We start from the raw sequence: 18,409 nt of genomic DNA, 5'->3' as shown, positions 1-18,409 counted from the left end.
GATGGATTTATCTGAGTTGGAACGGTCCATCGGCTTGACCTTGAAAAACAAAAAATTGTTCCAACAAGCTTTTACCCACACTTCATTTGCCCATGAACGGAAAAACAGCGGGAAGTTCCCAGACAATGAGCGATTGGAGTTCTTGGGAGACGCGGTGCTTGAATTGGCAGTGTCGGAATACTTGTTTCACCGTTATCCGCAGATGAGCGAAGGTGAATTGACACGCACACGGGCACGTGTGGTGTGTGAAGCATCCCTTGCTTCTTTTGCCAAAGAGCTTGATTTTGGGCGCTTTGTGCGATTGGGAAAAGGAGAGGAGATGACGGGAGGCCGCACCCGTCCTTCCCTCTTAGCCGATGTGTTTGAAGCTTTTATCGGAGCCTTGTTTTTGGATCAGGGCTTGGATGAGGTGCGGCGGTTTTTGACCAGATTGGTCTTTCCGAAAATCAATGATGAATGGCTGGCCAACATGTTGGACGCCAAAAGCCAGTTGCAAGAGCTGGTTCAACAAGAGAGATTGGGTGCCTTGGAATATCGGATTGTAGATATGCAAGGCCCTGCGCATGATCGCCACTTTGTGGCTGAAGTGTATCTAGAAGACCGATGCTTGGGACAAGGCGCGGGCCGTTCCAAAAAAGAAGCAGAACAACAAGCGGCGCTGATCGCCCTTAAAACTTGGAAAGCAAGATAATGTGCAAACCACCGCCTGCTGGGAATCGGTGGTTTTTCTTATGGTCCGTGAGGGAATAGGGAGATGGGCATATCTTCAGAGAAGGGGGCGAAATATGGTTGACTTCCAATTGGGGACGATGCTTTTCCAGATCGCTGCGTTTCTAGCGTTTGTGTTTTTTTTTCTTATTGCCGGGTATTTTGGTCATCAACAGCTGGAAGCGTTTGAAACGGATTGAACAGCAGAATGAAACCATCGTCCGTCTGTTGCGGGAACGTTCGGTGCAAGCAGAGCGAAGGGAGACGGAATAGCGGGGGGGGGTTGGCTTCTCGCTTTATTGTATTTGGTTCACTTATTTCATTGCGATGGTGCCATCTTTTCCTTGCCGTAAAGCCTACCTTTCTGAATCTTGGAAAGAATGTTATCAGAAATATATTATTAAATTAATAAATAATTTGTCGTATAATCGCTCTTCTTTCCATTTCTATTGAAAATTTTTTCACTACCTGTGGATATGTCAACGCAAATTCGGTATAATGAGAATAAATATCATTATCGAATGGGTGAATCGGTGAAAGGAGAGGGAAGGCATGATGGCATTGGAACGGTTGGAAAATAGAGAAAGGGTGTTGTTGGAAAACCAGTTTCAAGTCGCTCCGTCGTTCACGCCTGCCTCGCCTTTGTCTTTTACGGCGTTGGAATTGTTGGATGGGGAAAAGTGCCGTGATATGATAGCAAGGCTTGCTGAAACGATCGGTGGTGCACCGTTGGTAGCGGTGGCGTCCCAGTTTAGCAAAAAATATACGTTTATGGTGATCGTGCCGGCTCTTTTTACGATGAGTGTGCTGAACAAAGGGTTGGACTTATCCCTTGGTAATGTAGTGATCGACCTGGAACAGCCGGGCGAAAAATCGCCTTTCGCAGCTCAACTCAAACGGTGGACGGTCACCAAGCCTGGTTCCCGGCGCGAAGCTTGGCGCGAACGGCTGGTCACCCAGCTTATCGGGCGGCATGTGGTGCCGCTATGGCATCAGCTCCATGAATCGACCGGTGTTCCGCTCGCCATGTTATGGGAAAACTTTGCCCTGTACGTATATTGGTTGTATGAAACGAAATTGGTGGGATTGGAAGGGGAAGAACAGAAACGAGTTGAAACTGATTATCATTATTTGCTCAATGAAACACCCGCTTCTCTGTATGCAGAAAAAATACAGCCGTTGGCGCGTTTTCACAGTCCCAAATGTTGGCCTGCCCATGCGCCCGAACCGGTGCGGATTCGCAAAACCTGTTGCCTCTACTACCAAGTGGGCGACAAGACCTGCAAGACTTGCCCGCGAAATTGCTTCACTATTACCGAACCTTGTCGTGATACTCCGCTTGAAGGCTGACTTCTCACCCGAGAGTCGGCTTTTTTGTTTGCCCTCCTTTTATGCAGGATGAGCGGGGAGGGAGCGCGAAGTATTTCATGCCGGCGTGGCCTGCACAAGCAATAGCGACCGGGTGTAAGCCCGCGCCGGATGAGCTCCCGCAAGCAACAGAGATAACTGAAAGGGATGAAGTTGATGAAGAGCATCAGTTATGACGACTTTTTGAAAGTGGAACTCAGAATCGGTCAAATCATCCGGGCAGAGGTGTTTGAGAAAGCGCGAAAGCCAGCGTACAAGCTATGGATTGACTTCGGTGAGGAGCTAGGGGTCAAACGCAGCAGTGCGCAAATCACGCAACTTTACCACATAGATGAGTTGGTTGGCAAACGGGTGGTGGCAGTGACCAATTTCCCACCGAAACAGATTGCTGATTTTATGTCTGAAGTGTTGGTGCTGGGGGTCGATTCCAAGGTTGGTGGCGTCACCCTGTTGGGAATAGACCATGAAGCCCCACTGGGCACGCGGGTGTACTGAGCAAGCACATTCCCTGAATCCTCACCAGGGAATGTTTTTTTATGCTAAAATAGATCAGTTCATTTGATTGAAACGTGCCACTTGCAGACTCGCTTTTAGGTGGCCGTTCTTTCGGATGGACTAGGGCGTGTCTGATGCATAGACCAGCGGCTCCAAAACCATTTTCTCATTCGCTTCACTTGTGCATCGCCGCTCCTAGAGAAAAGGTTTTTCCGCCGCTTCTTTCCCACCAACTTGATTTGCCAGACACACCCTAGTGAATGATGAAGAGAGGAGGGGGCTCATGTATCTTAAACGGTTAGAGATGAGCGGTTTCAAATCGTTCGCCGACCGCACGGAGCTGGAGTTTGTTCCGGGCGTGACCGCCGTTGTTGGACCCAATGGCAGTGGCAAGAGCAATGTCACCGACGGCATTCGTTGGGTGTTGGGGGAACAAAGTGCCAAATCGTTGCGCGGAAATAAGATGGAAGACGTCATTTTCGCAGGAAGCGACACGCGCAAACCGGTCGGTTATTGCGAAGTCTCCATGACCTTTGATAATTCGGAGCGGCGCCTGCCCGTCGATTATGAGGAAGTAACAGTGACGCGGCGCGTATACCGATCCGGAGAAAGCGAGTATTTCCTCAACAAGCAATCCTGCCGCCTCAAAGACATTCATGAGCTGTTTATGGACACAGGTATAGGCAAAGATGCGTATTCCATGATCGGACAAGGCAAAATTGACGAAATCCTCAGTTCCAAATCGGAAGATCGGCGGGCCATCTTCGAAGAGGCGGCGGGGATTGTCAAATACAAAGCCCGTAAAAAAGAAGCAGAGAAAAAGCTGGAAGGAACAGAGCAAAACCTTTCCCGTATCCACGATCTCATCCATGAAATCAAAGGGCAAGTGGAACCGCTTGCGGAACAGGCCGAGCGAGCGAACCGCTTCAAAGAATTGAAGGCGGAATTGCAGGAAGTGGAAATCGGCTTGTATGTACATAAAATTGAAACGCTACATGAAGAATGGCAAGAGGCTTCCCAAGCGGTGAAAAGCCTGTCCCAAGAGCAGGTCAGCCTGGCCGCTGCTGTCAGTGGACGTGAAGCGCAGTTGGAAGAGCTGAAAGCGAAACTGCTTGAGCAAGAACAAAACTGGGAGCAGGTTCAGACGGCGTTGCTGTCGGTGAGTGAAGAGTTAGAAAAGGCCGAGGGACAACGGGAAGTGCGGCTGGAGCGGGTGAAGAACCGAACGGAAACCCAGCAGCAATTGTCTGAACGCATCCGCGAGCTGGAAGCAGAGTGCGCGCGACTAAAGGCAGAAGAAGAGCGGACCAGCGATCTTCTTGCACAAAAGCGCGCCGAACTGGCCGAGCTGGAACAGCAACTTGAGAAGTTGGAGTTACAACTCTCACTATCATCAGCCGATGACGCCGACCAACTGGATGAGTTGTCCAAAAAAGTACAACAACATGGCAACCGGTTGGCGGCGCTCTCCAGCGAAAAACAATACATGACTGAACAGCTGGCCGAGCTGGTGGAGCGCATCAAGGATTTTGCGGAGCAAAAACAGGCTCTCCTGCAAGCCAAAGAGGCCCAAGCGGGACGATCCGATGAGATCGCCGACCAATTGAAGCAGGTGGAGGGCGAGTTGCGGGAGGCGGCCGAACAGGTTCGCGTCTTGGCAGAGCAACGCAGTCAAATCGAGCAGGAGGAGAAAGCCCTCGCTGACCGTAGCCGCAAAGTGGAGCAACAGCTCAACCGCCTCCGTTCCCAGTATGAATGGATCAAAGAGACGGAAGCCGAGCACCAAGGGTTCATGCATGGAGTGAAAGAGGTGCTTAAGGCTCGCGACCGGGGCATTTCGTCGTTAGCTGGAGTCCATGGCGCGGTGGCGCAGTTGATTCAAGTGCCGCGAGAGATGGAAGCGGCGATTGAGACCGCACTCGGTGGCGCGCTACAACATGTGGTGGTCGAAGATGAGAAGACCGGTCGCCAAGGCATTCAATACCTGAAGGAAAAACGGCTGGGCCGGGCCACCTTTTTGCCACTCGATGTGTTGAAAAGCCGTATGTTGCCGCAACAAGAAATAGCCAAATGCGAGTCGCAGCCTGGATTTGTGGGGATTGCGGCCAATTTGGTCAAAACGGAGCCCCGCTATCGCCGGTTGATTGAGAATTTGCTCGGACTGGTCGTGGTTACTGAGAACATGGAACAAGCCAACCGAATGGCCCGCAGTTTGAGTTACCGTTACCGGGTGGTTACCCTAGACGGCGACGTGGTCAATCCGGGTGGATCGATGACCGGGGGTAGCCGCCATCAGACCAAAAGCAATCTCTTGGGCCGGTCACGCCAACTGGAAGAATGCGAGAAGGAACTCAAACGGGCGGAAGCGGCTTGGCGCCAAGTGGAGCAGGAGTTCGAAGCTTTGCACCTGCGCAAGCAAGCACTTGAGCAGGAGTGGGAAGAAGTGCGGGTGCGCGGGGAAGAGCGGCGCTTGAAAGAACAAGAACTGCGCGGCAAAGAGCGCGAGTTGCAAGTGGAAGAGCGCGCATTGGACGAACAATTGCGCACACTCAACCAAGAGCATGAAAAGTCCCTCAAAAGAAAAGACGAGCTCCAAGAGCAATTGGCGCGGACAGAGCAGAGCATCGTCGAATTGGAGCGGGAGAAGGAGCTTCTGGGCGTGCTCATCAGCGAATCGCAAGAGCGGGTCAAGCAGCAAGCCAATGTGAAAGAAGAGGTTGGCGCGCAAATGACCGAATTTAAGGTGCGTCGCGCCCGCTTACATCAAGAAGTGACCAACCTAGAGGAAAACTTGGGCCGCCTCCAGCAAGAGTGGGCACGGCTGGACAAACAGAAACAGGCCGCACAAGCGGAATTGCGGAGCCTAGATGAGGCGCGCGAGTTCAACACGCAAGAAATGCAATCACTGGAGGAACGCATCGCCGAGCTGCGCGCTCGCAAGGAAGAAGTGCAACAACAGCTGGGCGAAACAAGAAGTTTGCGGGAACAGATGATCTCAGACCGCGAGGTACAGGAGAAGGAATTGCGTTCCACCCAGCAAAAATTGCGCAAGCTGGGCAATAAGTTGCATGAACAAGAAGTGCGTGCCAATCGTCTAGACGTGGAGCTTAATCACTTGTTGCAGAAGCTGGCTGAAGAATACGAAATGAGTTACGAACGCGCCAAACAAACCCACCCTGTCCCCGAACAGCCGGCGGAGGCTGAACGACGGGTTCGCTCATTGAAGGGGCAGATCGGAGCGTTAGGCGAAGTGAACCTGGGTGCAATCGAGGAATATGCTCGTCTGAAAGAGCGGCTCAGCTTTTTGGAGGAACAGGAGGCCGACTTGCTCGAAGCCAAACAAAAGCTGTATGAGATTATCAGCCAATTGGTCGAAGAGATGGGACGGCGCTTCGGTGAGGCGTTTGATATGATCCGAGCGGAATTCCAGCAGGTGTTTGTACAGATGTTTGGCGGCGGCCGCGCCGATTTGAAGCTGAGCGATCCGGATAATCTCTTGGAGACGGGGATTGAAATTGTGGCTCAGCCTCCAGGCAAAAAGTTGCAAAACCTCAATCTGCTGTCGGGTGGAGAACGCGCATTGGCCGCTCTTGCCCTGCTTTATTCGGTGTTGCGTATCAAGCCGGTGCCGTTTTGTGTGCTGGATGAAGTGGATGCAGCCCTCGATGAGGCCAACTTAACCCGTTATACGCGTTACATGCGGGAGTTCGCCAACAAGACGCAGTTTATCATCATTACCCACCGTAAGCACACCATGGAGGCATGTGACGTGCTGTATGGAATTACCATGCAAGAATCAGGTGTGTCGAAGCTGGTATCTGTGAAGCTGGAAGAGTATGATGGACTTAGCGAAGTTGCCGCTAGCAAGAAACAGGAGGAGTAGCATGAGTTTTTTCAAACGCTTGCGCGATAGTGTCGCGCAAAAGACCGAAGCGGTCACGCAAAAATTTATGACTGGACTCAGCAAGACCAGCAACAATCTGGTCGGTGCGATCAACGAATTGTTCACCGGCCGTTCTAAAATTGATGAAGAGCTGTATGAAGAACTGGAGGAGATCCTCATCACGGCAGATGTCGGCGTTGAGACGACAATGGAATTAGTCGAACGTTTGCGCACCGAGGTGAAACAGCAAAAGATCAAAGAACCGCAACATCTGCAACCCATTTTGTCCGAGATCATCGCCGAGATGATGGACGGTGCGGGTGAGGAAGGATTGCGGCTCAAAGAAAATGAATTGACCGTTATCCTTTTTGTCGGTGTGAACGGTGTGGGGAAAACGACCACCATCGGCAAGTTGGCGCACCGCTTTAAAAACGAAGGCAAAAAAGTGGTGCTGGCCGCGGGCGATACCTTTCGCGCCGGGGCGATTGACCAGTTGGAGACATGGGGGCAACGCGTCGGCGTAGACGTGATTAAGCACCAGGCGGGAGCGGACCCGGCTGCAGTCATCTATGATGGCATCCAGGCGGCCAAGTCCCGCAGTGCCGACATTCTCTTGTGCGACACAGCCGGCCGACTGCAAAACAAAGTGAATTTGATGGAAGAGTTGAAGAAGGTGTTCCGCGTGATCCGGCGCGAAGTGCCTGACGGCCCCCATGAAGTGTTGCTGGTGCTGGACGCCACAACTGGACAAAATGCGTTACTCCAAGCCAAGCAGTTCGGTGAAGCGGTCGACGTGTCTGGCATTGTCCTGACTAAACTGGATGGCACGGCCAAAGGCGGCATTGTCATCGCCATCAGCAACGAATTGAAGATCCCAGTAAAGCTGGTCGGCTTGGGCGAAAAAGCGGATGACTTGCAAGACTTCGACAAGGAGCAGTTTTTGCATGCGCTGTTCAAAGAGATGATTGACAAGAATGAGACGGATTAATCTGAACGACGGGCGACGTACCTTCATTGGCTCAGTGAATATTGCGACTTCCATCTTCATCAAGGAAAAAACCTTGACAAGAGGCGGCGGGCTCCGCTATAGTATACTCCTGTAAAGGTTGACGCCTTGACGGTGTAAATGAGGTGACTCCGATGCTGGAGCAAACCACAGAGATGAACCTGTTGTATGATTTTTACGGTTCACTTTTAAGAGATAAACAGCGCACCTTGTTGGAAATGTATTACCATGAAGACTGGTCGCTCGGTGAAATCGCGGAACACCAAGGCGTATCACGACAAGCGGTGTTTGAGGCGATCAAGCGGGCTCAGGCGACGCTGACTGAACTTGAAGAGAAGCTGGGCTTGGTGCAGAAACACTTGGAGCGGCAAAGGCTCGCCCAAGAGATACTGGCCCGATTGGAAGAAGAGCCGGAAGCGCGTCTGAAGGTCGAATCGCTCGTCAAACAGATGGTTGACCTCGATTAATCAGCGATTGAAGGAGGGGGAACCATGGCGTTTGAAGGCTTGTCAGAACGATTGCAGTCCGTCATGAAGAAGTTGCGCGGTAAAGGGAAAGTGACCGAGGCCGATGTAAAAGAGGCCATGCGAGAAGTACGTTTGGCTTTGTTGGAGGCAGACGTCAACTTCAAAGTGGTCAAAACCTTTATCGACCGGGTTAAAGAGCGTGCGGTCGGACAAGAGGTATTGCAGAGCTTGACCCCCGGGCAGCAAGTGATCAAAGTGGTCAATGAAGAGCTGCAAGAACTGATGGGTGGGGAGCAAAGCAAATTGGCCCAAGCCAATAAGCCGCCAACCAAAATCATGATGGTCGGTTTGCAAGGTGCCGGTAAAACGACGACTTCTGGCAAATTGGTTCGTTATTTGCAAAAGCAAAACCGACGCACCCTGCTTGTGGCCGCGGACGTGTACCGCCCTGCGGCGATCAAGCAATTGGAAGTGTTGGGTGCGGATTTAAATACACCCGTTTTTTCGCTCGGAGATCAGGCCAACCCTGTGGACATCGCGGAGCAGGGAGTGGCCAAAGCTTCGGCGGAGGGCTTTGATTATGTGATCATCGACACCGCAGGCCGCCTGCATATCGATGAGCAGATGATGGACGAACTGAAGCAGATTCGTGAACAGATTCGTCCCGATGAGATTTTGCTCGTCGTCGATGCGATGACAGGGCAAGATGCGGTGAACGTGGCTGATCACTTTAACAAACAATTAGGGCTGACTGGCGTGGTGCTCACCAAGTTGGATGGGGACACGCGCGGTGGGGCAGCCCTGTCGGTCAAGTCGGTGACCAATTGCCCGATCAAGTTTGTCGGGATGGGTGAGAAGACGGATGCCTTGGAGCCCTTCCATCCCGACCGGATGGCTTCTCGCATCCTGGGTATGGGCGATGTGCTCAGCCTGATCGAAAAGGCGCAATCCGCCGTCGATAAGGAGAAAGCCAAGGATTTAGAGCGCAAGATGCGGACGCTCAGCTTCACGTTTGATGATTTCTTGGACCAGTTGCAACAAGTGCGCAAGATGGGTCCACTGGAAGACATGCTGTCCATGCTCCCTGGCGCTGGCCAGATAAAGGGGCTAAAGAACATCCAAGTGGATGAAAAACAGCTGTCGCGTGTAGAGGCAATCATCAGGTCGATGACGCCGAAGGAGAAAGAGCATCCAGAAATCATCAACGCCAGCCGTCGCAAACGTATTGCGGCAGGAAGCGGGACGACTGTCCAAGATGTAAACCGGCTGTTGAAGCAATTTGAAGACATGAAGAAGATGATGAAGCAGTTCTCCAATATGGCCAAAGGCATGAAGAAGAAAAAACGGGGCGGTTTCCGCTTTCCGTTTATGCCATGACGGCCCATTATACCCTGTTTAGGAGGTGAATTGACAATGGCAGTGAAAATCCGTTTGAGACGCATGGGTGCCAAAAAAGCACCTTTCTACCGTGTGGTGGTTGCTGACTCCCGCGCGCCGCGTGACGGTCGTTCCATCGATGAGATCGGGTACTACAATCCATTGACTCAACCGGCTACGGTGAAGATCGATGCAGAGAAAGCCCAAAAGTGGCTGGCTGAAGGTGCTCAACCATCTGATACCGTCCGCAATCTGTTCCGCCGTGAAGGTATCCTGAAAAGCGACAAAGAGTAATTTCAGAACCATTTCTGGTGCGGAAGACCGGAGGGTCATCATATATGAAAGAACTGATTGAATGGATTGCGGTCTCCTTGGTGGATCATCCTGATCAAGTGACGGTGACGGAACGGAAGACCGAAGAGCGGGTCGTCTACGAATTGTCCGTCGCCAAAGAGGATCTAGGCAAGGTTATTGGCCGACAAGGGCGGATCGCCAAAGCGATTCGCACGGTGGTCAATGTTGCGCATGGGAAGGAGAAGCGGCGTGTGTGGGTGGAAATCAAGTGAAGGAGAAGATGCGGCATGAACACAGCTGAATACCTTAATGTCGGTCGTCTGGTCGGTACGCATGGCGTTCGCGGTGAAGTGCGCGTTTACTCGGACACGGATTTCCCCGATGTGCGTTTTGCCCAAGGCAGTTCGCTTCTCCTTGTTCATCCCAGCCTGAAGGAACCGCTCCCATTGACGGTGGAAAAGGGCCGTCCCCATAAATCGGTGTGGCTGGTCAAGTTTAAGGAGTGGGACAACATCAATCAAGCTGAGCCTTACAAGGGCGGCAAGTTGGTGGTATTGAAAGAGGATCTCGCGCCTGTAAACGAAGAGGAGGGGGAGTTCTACTTCCACCAAATCATCGGCTGCACCGTCGTGACGACGGATGGGAACGAGTTGGGTAAAGTGCGGGAGATCTTGCCTTTGCCGGCCAATGATGTGTGGGTGGTAAAGCCCGATGGCAAAGGGAAAGAAATGTTGCTCCCATATATTGCGGATGTGGTGAAAGACGTGGACATCAAGGAACGGCGAATCACGATCGAGTGGATGGAGGGGCTGGACTGACGTGCCACAGATACGATTTGATGTGTTAACCCTTTTTCCGGAGATGTTTTCGGGATTTTTGCATTCCAGTATTATCAAAAAAGCTCATGAAAAAGGGCTAGTTGAAACACACCTCATCAATTTTCGCGATTACGCCACGGACAAACACCGTATGGTGGATGATATGCCCTATGGCGGTGGCGGTGGCATGGTGCTCAAACCCGAACCGATTTTTTCGGCGGTCGATGAGCTGTTGTCCGGCACTGACGAACGTCCACCCATCCTGCTGATGTCTCCGCAAGGCGTGCCATTCACGCAGAAGAAGGCTGAAGAGCTCGCCCAACATTCCCATCTCATCTTCCTTTGCGGCCATTATGAAGGATATGATGAACGGATTCGCCAACACTTGGTCACAGAGGAGATCTCCATCGGAGACTATGTCCTTACAGGAGGCGAATTGCCCGCCATGGTCATCATGGATAGCGTAAGCCGGCTGGTGCCGGGTGTGCTGGGCAATGAATCTTCCGCGGTGACGGATTCCTTTTCCACCGGGCTCCTTGAGTATCCGCAATATACGCGGCCGGCGGAGTACCGTGGATTCAAAGTGCCGGATGTCCTGCTTTCGGGGCATCACGCGCGGATCGAACAATGGCGGCGTCAAGAGTCGCTCCGGCGCACATGGGAGCGGCGGCCCGACCTGCTTGAGAGCGCTCCGCTCACCGATGAAGACCGCCGGTTCCTACAGGAGTTGGCCAAGGATGCGCGCCAAGGCGAGTAATTGTTTTCAATCAGGTCGTATGATACAATATTCTCCGTTCATAGGCAAACGGAGCCAATGTTTGGATTTTCGTTATGGAAAGGAGGTTGGCTGACATGCGTCCAATCATTCGTGAAATCACCGAAGGACAACTTCGTCAAGATATCCCTCAATTCCGTGCAGGTGACACCCTGCGCGTGCACGTGAAAGTAAAAGAGGGTCAACGCGAGCGTATCCAGATCTTCGAAGGCGTTGTAATCCAACGTCGTGGTGGTGGCGTTTCCGAAACGTTCACTGTTCGCAAAATCTCTTACGGTGTGGGTGTTGAGCGTACCTTCCCATTGCACTCCCCACGCATTGAGAAAATCGAAGTGACCCGCCGCGGTAAAGTACGTCGTGCGAAACTGTACTACCTGCGCAACTTGCGCGGTAAAGCGGCTCGCATTAAAGAACTGCACCGCTAAGCGTTTTATAGAAAAGGGCTTGGATATTCAAGCCCTTTTCTCGCATTTATTTCCTTTTCCAAGTAAGGCAGGCAAATGGGGGAACAAGATCATGACACTGCCGATGTCTCGCTCGGAGCGATTGCGGAGACAAAAAAGAATCAGGGCGAGAGAATGGATGGTTGCGGTTTTGCTGGCTGTCTCGTTGGCGATCGTGATCCGTATCTTTGTGTTTGAACCTTTTAATGTCGTTGGACCTTCTATGAAAACAACATTGGAAACAGGGAATTTGATATTGGTGAACAAGTTGGTCTACCGTTTCGAAGAACCGGAACGGGGCGAAGTAATCGTATTTCACGCGCCGCAACACAAGGAATATGTGAAACGGGTTATCGCGTTGCCGGGAGAAACAGTGGAGGCCAAAAATAATAAAATCCTGATCAACGGCAAGATTATGGAAGAGCCCTATCTTGCGACCGATATGCGCACACGCGATTTTGACCTCGTGCGAGTGCCGTCGGGCAAAGTGTTTGTGTTGGGAGACAATCGGCTGGATAGCACAGACAGCCGTGTCATCGGACCCATTGGCATGTCCGAAATCGTCGGCCGTGTGGAAATGGTTTATTGGCCGTTCCAGATGTGGAAATTACTATAATAGCTGACAACCAAAGGGCTTGAGTTGATCAAGCTCTTTTACATATCATGAACAGTGAGAAAATAAGGGTCAGGAAAGGATTCGCACAATGATGAACACGATTCAATGGTTCCCCGGGCATATGGCCAAAGCCCGGCGCCAAGTGACGGAAAAACTACATCTGGTCGATATCGTCATTGAGCTGCTTGACGCTCGGTTGCCGCTGTCTAGTCGCAATCCGATGATGAATGACATCGTGAAGGACAAGCCGCGGTTGATTTTGTTGACCAAAAGCGATTTGGCGGACGAGCAGGTCACCAAAGAGTGGAAAGCATATTTTAGCGAGCAAGGTATTCACGTTTTGCCGATTGACGCCCAATCAGGCAAGGGAGTTAATCAAATTGTGCCGCAGTGTGAACGGGTGTTGGCTCCCTTGTTCGCCGCCCGTGAGAAAAAAGGCATCAAATCGCGGAAGTTTCGCGTGATGGTAGTAGGAATTCCCAATGTAGGTAAATCGACTATCATCAACCGCTTAGCCAAACGAAACGCTACCGTCACCGGCGATCGGCCTGGCGTGACCAAAGCGCAGCAGTGGATTCGGGTGGGCCAAACGATGGAAATCTTGGACACCCCGGGCATTTTGTGGCCCAAATTTGATGATCCCACCGTGGGGATGCGGTTGGCTGTCAGTGGCGCGATCAAAGGGGAAATCCTGCCTATCGATGAAGTGGCCCTCTATGCGTTGACGTTTCTCGCCGAGCGCTATCCCACCGCCTTGATGGAACGGTATAAGTTGAATGACGTGGCGTCACTCGACCGGGTGGAGCTGATGGAGGAGATCGGTAAAAAGCGCGGGTGCCTCATCCGCGGTGGGGAAGTCGATTATGAAAAAGCAGCGGAGATCATTCTGACCGATTTTCGTGCGGGCAGAATCGGGCGCATCACACTGGAAAAACCGGAGGATTGGTTAAAGGAAGAGGGGAATGCGGATGAAACGGACCATTCCCGAGATTAAAGCTTGGTTGCAGGCAGTGGATACTTTGTCGCCGGAAGAGTTGCAAGAGCTGTTGACCGATGACAGGGTTGGTGTCCGCAAATTGGCGGAGAGTTATCAAAGGGAACAGGCACGCAAGCAGAAAGAGCGGGAACGCGTGGCCAAGATGTGGCAGTATGAGCGGGAGTGTTGGTCGAATGGGCTAACTCTTGTGGCAGGGGTCGATGAAGCAGGGCGCGGCCCGTTGGCTGGTCCAGTTGTCGCCGCCGCGGTCATTTTGCCGCCCACCTTTGACGCGACGGGGTTAAACGATTCCAAGCAACTGTCGGAAGAGATGCGCACAGTCTTGAAACAGCGCATTGAACAGGAAGCGTTGGCAGTAGGGGTGGGGATTGTGGATGCGGCGCACATCGACAAGCACAACATCTTACAAGCCACATATCATGCGATGCGGATCGCCTTGTCCCAATTGACACCCTCACCCCAAGCTATCTTGGCGGATGCGGTAAAGATTCCTGGCGTGGACATACCGCAGCAAGGAATTGTCAAAGGTGACAGCTTGAGCCATTCTATCGCCGCCGCTTCCATCATCGCCAAAACCACCCGGGATGAGTGGATGAAGCGGGCAGCGCAGATGTATCCCGCATACGGATTTGAGCAACATATGGGTTACGGTACCCCCGAGCACCTTGAGGCCTTGCGCCGATTTGGTCCCACGCCCTTGCATCGCCGCAGTTTTGCTCCGGTGAGGGAAGTCATTGAAAACAGTGGGGTTCAAGGGACGCTATTTGCCGAAGGGAGTATCCGTTAATGAACAGGGACCGGCGCCAAACGGTTGGGCGCATAGGCGAAGAAGCAGCCGCCCGTCTGTTGATGAAGAAAGGCTATCGCATTTTGGATCGCAATTGGCGAAGCAAGCTGGGTGAAATCGATATTGTCGCCAGCCAAGGTGAATTGCTGGTCATCGTAGAAGTGCGGACGACGACCGGCAACCACTTCGGCGCAGGCATGGAGTCAGTCGACTATCGTAAGCAACAAAAAGTCCGAAGATTAGCAACACAATATGCGCAAATGCATCACCGGCTGGGTTGCCCGCAACGGATTGATGTGATGTCGGTCTTATTGTCCCGCGATTTGACACCGGTGCGCATCGACCATATTGAGGGTGCTTTTTGAGGTCTAGCCTTTCTTTTAGGTATAAAAGATTAAAAAAGCTGTTGGCAGATGCCAACAGCTTTTGTTATGAAGCTCATCACTTATAATTTTTCAACATTGGCCGCTTGTACACCACGTCGGTCGTTTTCAACGATGTCAAAGCTTACCCGTTGACCTTCGTCAAGGCTTTTGAACCCTTCACCTTGAATGGCAGAGAAATGCACGAATACATCGTCACTCCCTGGAACCTCGATGAAGCCATACCCTTTTTCCGCGTTGAACCATTTAACTGTGCCAGTCGTTTTGCTCATTGTGAACCCCCACATTTTAAAAAAAGATTTACTCGATTTCTATCCAAAAAAAATTCACATGTTAGCACGAGATACACGTTAAAAGTATCCCCTGATAACATGTGAATTTAATCCAGATTAATCTCGTATTTGTATATCATAACAGCTCGTCTAAAAAAGAGCAACCCCTCATTTGCCGCTGAATTTGCGATAGTAAAAAGTTAGATCGACCAGGATGGCCCAGATTGAGGGGCGTAAAGGAAAATTTGCTCGTAACGCAGTAGGGTATTACTTTGGCGTCGCTTGGACTTGGGTGGGTTGGAGAGACCGCTATAGCCAAAATGATTGAGCCGGCACTCGCCTGTTTGAAATTGCCATCATGGGCGATCGATACAGTTGCATTTACTATAGCTTTCTCCATTATTACCTTTTTGCATATTGTGTTGGGGGAAATGCTCCCAAATCACTTGCCATTCGCAAAGCAGAGGCAACGACTTTATGGACAGCAACAACGATTCGCACCAAGCTCATGCAGAGGAAGAAATCCGTATGCTCATTGCTCAGAGCCATAAAAGCGGTATAATAAATCAAGTTGAATTGGCGCTATTTGATAATGTGTTTGACTTTACCGAATGAGTGGCGAGAGAAGTGATGGTACCACGTGTAAAGATGGTCTGTTTGTATGAAGGCCAATCATTTGAGGAAAATTTTGAGATTATCAAAAAAAACATACTTGCTTTCCGATATGTGGGCGAGATAAAGGATGATATCAAGGGAATTATCCAAATCAATGGAAGTGAAGGATATCCCAAAAGGGAAACTAGAAATGGCGGTTGTGGTGGATGAATTGGTGGTACCTCAGGTTTGGTAACAACGAAAGATATTGTTGAAGAAATTTTCGGGGAAATATAGGATGAGTTTGATGATGAGATGCCAGCCTTTCAAGAAACCGATGAAGGAACATCCATTGATTCAGGTTGGATGGCTTTTTACCAATTGGAAGAAGTACCGCAAATTAGTGACCAAGTTTCCTTTGGTGAGTGGGTGTATACCGTGCAAGAGATGGATGAATTACGAATTTCGCGCATTTTAGTTAAAAAGAATAGCATTCTGGTGCCAATAACCGAAGCCAACGAATCATGACTCATGTGACAGGAGCCGACAAAGGCTCCTTATTTAATTTTGTGCAATCAATACCGATTAGTTTCGAAAACTTGCTAATGCAAAACAATCAATGAGTTGTCCTTCATTTGTTCAATTCGTATAATAAAGAATACAATCGAGGGGGTGATATTCATGGATTTTAGTGTATTTGCAGACTTCATTGATGAATTTACTAAATGGTTGGCAGAGGCGGGCAGAAAACAGCGGACGATTGACGAATATTTAACGGCTGTCTTCATATTCTACACTTGGTTCAGCCATAAATATAAAATCGATTTCCGGCCGGACCAAGTGATGTCCACACATATCATCGAATGGCAGAATGAAATGCTGCATTTGGAGAAACTGTCCCCTTCCACTGTTCACAAACGAATGGCCTCATTAAAGTCTTATTGGAATTTTTTGACCGAGAATAACATTGTTGGCCATAATCCTTTGTCAGAGATCAGCGCACCCAAAATACAGTCCAATCACCCTTCACATTCGTGGTTAACAATGGAAGAAGAAAAAAAATTGCTTGAACGAGTAAAATCTGAAAAAAACGATTGGAAACGGCATCGTAATCTTTGTATTGTGTATTTAATGATGAAGGCTGGCTTTACGGTTTCAGAAACTGTCCTGTTGGATTGGGATCAAGTTTTTTGGAAAGATGGATTAATCATGATTAAAAATGAGCACAAAATGACGCGAACGGTACCGATGAACGAGTTGCTCACTCAGTCACTGATCGAATGGATTCCCTATGTAAAAAAGAAGCAAGACGGGCCGGTTGTCCTTTCCCAACTCAATGAAAGAATGACGAGACAAGGCATTCATTATTTAATTAAAAAGTTTTTTCAAGATATCGGGTTGGATCAATATTCAGCACAAACTTTGCGGCATACATTTTGCCGCAGGCTGATTGAAGCCAACATGGATTTAAAAGAGGTATCCAAGTTAGCGGGTTATGCCAGCATTGAAACAACAAAGAGATATTTAAACGGGTAGACAAACACTCTTTGAATCCCCCATAAAAAAGCCATTGCTTTGGCTCTTTTATGGGGGATTTTTGTTATGCCATTTATATAGTGTTTATCCTACTTGATCTTTAGATACTGAAGGAGTTTTTGAACATATTTAAAGACATTTGAAATTGATCCACTGTTAAAGTAAAGTTGCTTCACTCTATCAATGATATAACCTTGTTTTTTTTCCTCTGGGAGAAATGGATAAAAACCTTATATCCTTTAACAAGATCATTCCACCGTTAGTCCTGCCCGGGGTCCAAAAAGCTTGCAAGATCAATTAACTTAATGTGTATTCCTTGCAGAATAATTCCAAGCTCTAAACATTCGTATAAGGTGTATCCCGATTCGTGTGAAAGGATGAGAAAATTGGAGTCTCTACCAAAACAAGTGGCGAAATAGGGGAAGGGTGTCTACTTTTTATAGGCACTATACTCTTTTTCCAGCAAGTGGTGGGGGTCATTGGAAAAAATTTTGTACACCTTCTCTGGTTCAAGTCGGTGACGTACAACAATGGCGTCTATGCCTGTGCCGATCAAAGTAAAGCTTGGTGGCAGAGGTCATTAAGTATGATGTGGGTTAAGTTTTCTTCCTCTGTCAATATGTGATTTCCCCTGATTTTAGTTTTATATATCCCATTCTATTGAATTCGGTTAAAAAAAACAAGCGATGTTCGGTAAAGAAAAAAAGTCGATTTTAAGAAATATGAATAGCAAAAGTAACTTAGGCTCGGATTTTGGAACCTAATTTTCTTTACCGAATTTGATTTTTGAATTTCAACGTGATAAGTTTAATTTTGAAAAGATTCAATTGGAAACGAATGTGCCTTGATATCATGAAAAGGAGAGAGAAGTAGTGGCCAGTTTGAGAAAACTAGGTGTATGGTTCCTGTTGATGGGGCTGTTGATTGTCGCGGGTTGTGGTAATGGGGAAAGAACTGAGGTACCAAAACAATCGGTGTCAGTGGTGGATGGAGACACGATTAAAGTCAAAATGAAGAAAAAAGAGGAAACAGTCCAGTTATTGTTGGTGGATACACCAGAAATCAATCACCCGGATGTCGGAAAGCAACCGCTTGGAGATGAAGCAAAAGCCTTTACTCAGAAATTGATCAATGAAGCGAAAAAAATTGAGCTGGAAAAAGAAGAGACGAAGAGGGATAAATATGGCCGATTTCTTGCCTATCTGCATGTGGATGGGAAGTTATTGCAGGAAGAGCTGGTGAAGGAAGGATTTGCTCGCATTGCTTATGTGGAACAACCCGACGCCAAATATCTGGAAGAGCTAAGAAAAGCGGAACAAGAGGCGAAACGCAAAAAAGTTGGAATTTGGCAATGGGATAGTTACACAAAAAAAGATGGTTTCCATGTCGAAGCGCTAAAAAATGAGAGGAATATTTTTGTTGCGAGCAAGAATAGCGATGTATACCATCCTATCGGCTGTCATGTTGTGAAAGACATTAAACCGGAAAACCTCATGTACTTTTATTCGGAGCAAGAAGCCATGAAAACAAACCGGCACCGCAGTGGAGTGAAAGAGTGTTGGAGTTCCTATAAATAATTAGGAAGGTGAA

The 18,409-nt window shown here is 49.5% G+C and carries 22 protein-coding genes and 1 pseudogene; 22 read left to right on the top strand and 1 reads right to left on the bottom strand.

Translation table 11 applies throughout. From position 1 onward, the window contains the following. Position 1: 1 nt before the first annotated feature. The 17 genes from rnc to QQZ12_RS04175 all read left to right on the top strand — a co-directional run bounded on the left by rnc (position 2) and on the right by QQZ12_RS04175 (position 14,399). A complete protein-coding gene (gene rnc, locus QQZ12_RS04255; protein ID WP_375163202.1) occupies positions 2-691 on the top strand; it encodes a ribonuclease III in 690 nt (229 codons plus the stop codon). Between the two features lie 94 nt (positions 692-785). Then, a complete protein-coding gene (locus QQZ12_RS04250) occupies positions 786-908 on the top strand; it encodes a hypothetical protein (RefSeq protein WP_267203729.1) in 123 nt (40 codons plus the stop codon). A 352-nt stretch (positions 909-1,260) separates the two neighbouring features. After that, the gene (locus QQZ12_RS04245) at positions 1,261-2,058 is read left to right on the top strand and encodes an IucA/IucC family C-terminal-domain containing protein (protein ID WP_154987538.1); all 798 of its coding nucleotides are present in this window, start codon (positions 1,261-1,263) and stop codon (positions 2,056-2,058) included. 174 nt (positions 2,059-2,232) lie between these two features. Further along, positions 2,233-2,571, top strand: coding sequence for a tRNA-binding protein (locus QQZ12_RS04240; RefSeq protein ID WP_102992798.1), 339 nt, complete (start codon positions 2,233-2,235; stop codon positions 2,569-2,571). Between the two features lie 283 nt (positions 2,572-2,854). Next, positions 2,855-6,454 (top strand): chromosome segregation protein SMC, encoded by a 3,600-nt coding sequence (gene smc / locus QQZ12_RS04235; protein ID WP_102992797.1) that lies wholly within the window; start codon positions 2,855-2,857, stop codon positions 6,452-6,454. A gap of 1 nt (position 6,455) precedes the next feature. After that, positions 6,456-7,442, top strand: coding sequence for a signal recognition particle-docking protein FtsY (ftsY, locus tag QQZ12_RS04230; RefSeq protein WP_284724031.1), 987 nt, complete (start codon positions 6,456-6,458; stop codon positions 7,440-7,442). Between the two features lie 152 nt (positions 7,443-7,594). Then, on the top strand, positions 7,595-7,927 hold the full coding sequence (ylxM, locus tag QQZ12_RS04225) for a YlxM family DNA-binding protein (RefSeq protein WP_102992795.1): 333 nt from the start codon (positions 7,595-7,597) through the stop codon (positions 7,925-7,927). 24 nt (positions 7,928-7,951) lie between these two features. After that, entirely contained in the window at positions 7,952-9,304 is a 1,353-nt protein-coding gene (gene ffh, locus QQZ12_RS04220; protein ID WP_102992794.1) for a signal recognition particle protein, read from the top strand. Between the two features lie 36 nt (positions 9,305-9,340). Then, positions 9,341-9,598: a 30S ribosomal protein S16 gene (gene rpsP, locus QQZ12_RS04215; protein WP_102992793.1), complete on the top strand. Its 258-nt coding sequence runs from the start codon at positions 9,341-9,343 to the stop codon at positions 9,596-9,598. A gap of 44 nt (positions 9,599-9,642) precedes the next feature. Next, positions 9,643-9,870: a KH domain-containing protein gene (locus QQZ12_RS04210; protein WP_022736361.1), complete on the top strand. Its 228-nt coding sequence runs from the start codon at positions 9,643-9,645 to the stop codon at positions 9,868-9,870. A 15-nt stretch (positions 9,871-9,885) separates the two neighbouring features. Beyond that, positions 9,886-10,416 (top strand): ribosome maturation factor RimM, encoded by a 531-nt coding sequence (gene rimM / locus QQZ12_RS04205; RefSeq protein WP_102992792.1) that lies wholly within the window; start codon positions 9,886-9,888, stop codon positions 10,414-10,416. A gap of 10 nt (positions 10,417-10,426) precedes the next feature. Further along, entirely contained in the window at positions 10,427-11,173 is a 747-nt protein-coding gene (trmD, locus tag QQZ12_RS04200) for a tRNA (guanosine(37)-N1)-methyltransferase TrmD (RefSeq protein WP_102993861.1), read from the top strand. A 95-nt stretch (positions 11,174-11,268) separates the two neighbouring features. Further along, positions 11,269-11,616, top strand: a complete 348-nt coding sequence (gene rplS, locus QQZ12_RS04195; RefSeq protein ID WP_022736358.1) for a 50S ribosomal protein L19 — start codon at positions 11,269-11,271, stop codon at positions 11,614-11,616. 91 nt (positions 11,617-11,707) lie between these two features. Continuing rightward, positions 11,708-12,250 (top strand): signal peptidase I, encoded by a 543-nt coding sequence (gene lepB / locus QQZ12_RS04190; RefSeq protein ID WP_228503295.1) that lies wholly within the window; start codon positions 11,708-11,710, stop codon positions 12,248-12,250. A 91-nt stretch (positions 12,251-12,341) separates the two neighbouring features. Next, positions 12,342-13,244 carry a ribosome biogenesis GTPase YlqF gene (gene ylqF, locus QQZ12_RS04185; protein WP_102993860.1) on the top strand — a complete coding sequence of 301 codons (903 nt, stop codon included), beginning with the start codon at positions 12,342-12,344 and terminating at the stop codon, positions 13,242-13,244. Continuing rightward, positions 13,219-14,034: a ribonuclease HII gene (gene rnhB, locus QQZ12_RS04180; RefSeq protein WP_284724030.1), complete on the top strand. Its 816-nt coding sequence runs from the start codon at positions 13,219-13,221 to the stop codon at positions 14,032-14,034. The genes ylqF and rnhB overlap by 26 nt, the downstream gene beginning before the upstream one ends. Then, positions 14,034-14,399, top strand: a complete 366-nt coding sequence (locus QQZ12_RS04175) for a YraN family protein (protein ID WP_102992790.1) — start codon at positions 14,034-14,036, stop codon at positions 14,397-14,399. Before rnhB ends, QQZ12_RS04175 begins: the two co-directional genes overlap by 1 nt. 80 nt (positions 14,400-14,479) lie before the next feature. Here the strand turns inward: QQZ12_RS04175 and QQZ12_RS04170 are convergent, their stop codons facing one another. Then, positions 14,480-14,689, bottom strand: coding sequence for a cold-shock protein (locus QQZ12_RS04170; RefSeq protein WP_106342703.1), 210 nt, complete (start codon positions 14,687-14,689; stop codon positions 14,480-14,482). A 263-nt stretch (positions 14,690-14,952) separates the two neighbouring features. On the opposite strand from QQZ12_RS04170, the pseudogene QQZ12_RS17055 reads away from it, so the two are divergent. The 5 genes and pseudogenes from QQZ12_RS17055 to QQZ12_RS04150 form a co-directional block, all read left to right on the top strand. Beyond that, positions 14,953-15,301, top strand: a pseudogene (locus QQZ12_RS17055) (CNNM domain-containing protein); the annotation flags it as partial. Between the two features lie 15 nt (positions 15,302-15,316). Next, a complete protein-coding gene (locus QQZ12_RS04165) occupies positions 15,317-15,514 on the top strand; it encodes a hypothetical protein (RefSeq protein ID WP_284724029.1) in 198 nt (65 codons plus the stop codon). 84 nt (positions 15,515-15,598) lie between these two features. After that, on the top strand, positions 15,599-15,811 hold the full coding sequence (locus QQZ12_RS04160; protein ID WP_284724028.1) for a transporter associated domain-containing protein: 213 nt from the start codon (positions 15,599-15,601) through the stop codon (positions 15,809-15,811). Between the two features lie 153 nt (positions 15,812-15,964). Beyond that, positions 15,965-16,819 carry a tyrosine-type recombinase/integrase gene (locus tag QQZ12_RS04155; RefSeq protein ID WP_102992787.1) on the top strand — a complete coding sequence of 285 codons (855 nt, stop codon included), beginning with the start codon at positions 15,965-15,967 and terminating at the stop codon, positions 16,817-16,819. A gap of 872 nt (positions 16,820-17,691) precedes the next feature. After that, positions 17,692-18,396, top strand: a complete 705-nt coding sequence (locus QQZ12_RS04150; protein WP_102992786.1) for a thermonuclease family protein — start codon at positions 17,692-17,694, stop codon at positions 18,394-18,396. Positions 18,397-18,409 lie beyond the last annotated feature (13 nt).

Source organism: Laceyella tengchongensis (genome assembly GCF_900182735.1).
Taxonomy (GTDB): Bacteria; Bacillota; Bacilli; order Thermoactinomycetales; family Thermoactinomycetaceae; genus Laceyella; species Laceyella tengchongensis.
Note: the sequence above shows the minus strand (reverse complement) of the source record. Positions and strands in the feature narration are given on the sequence as shown.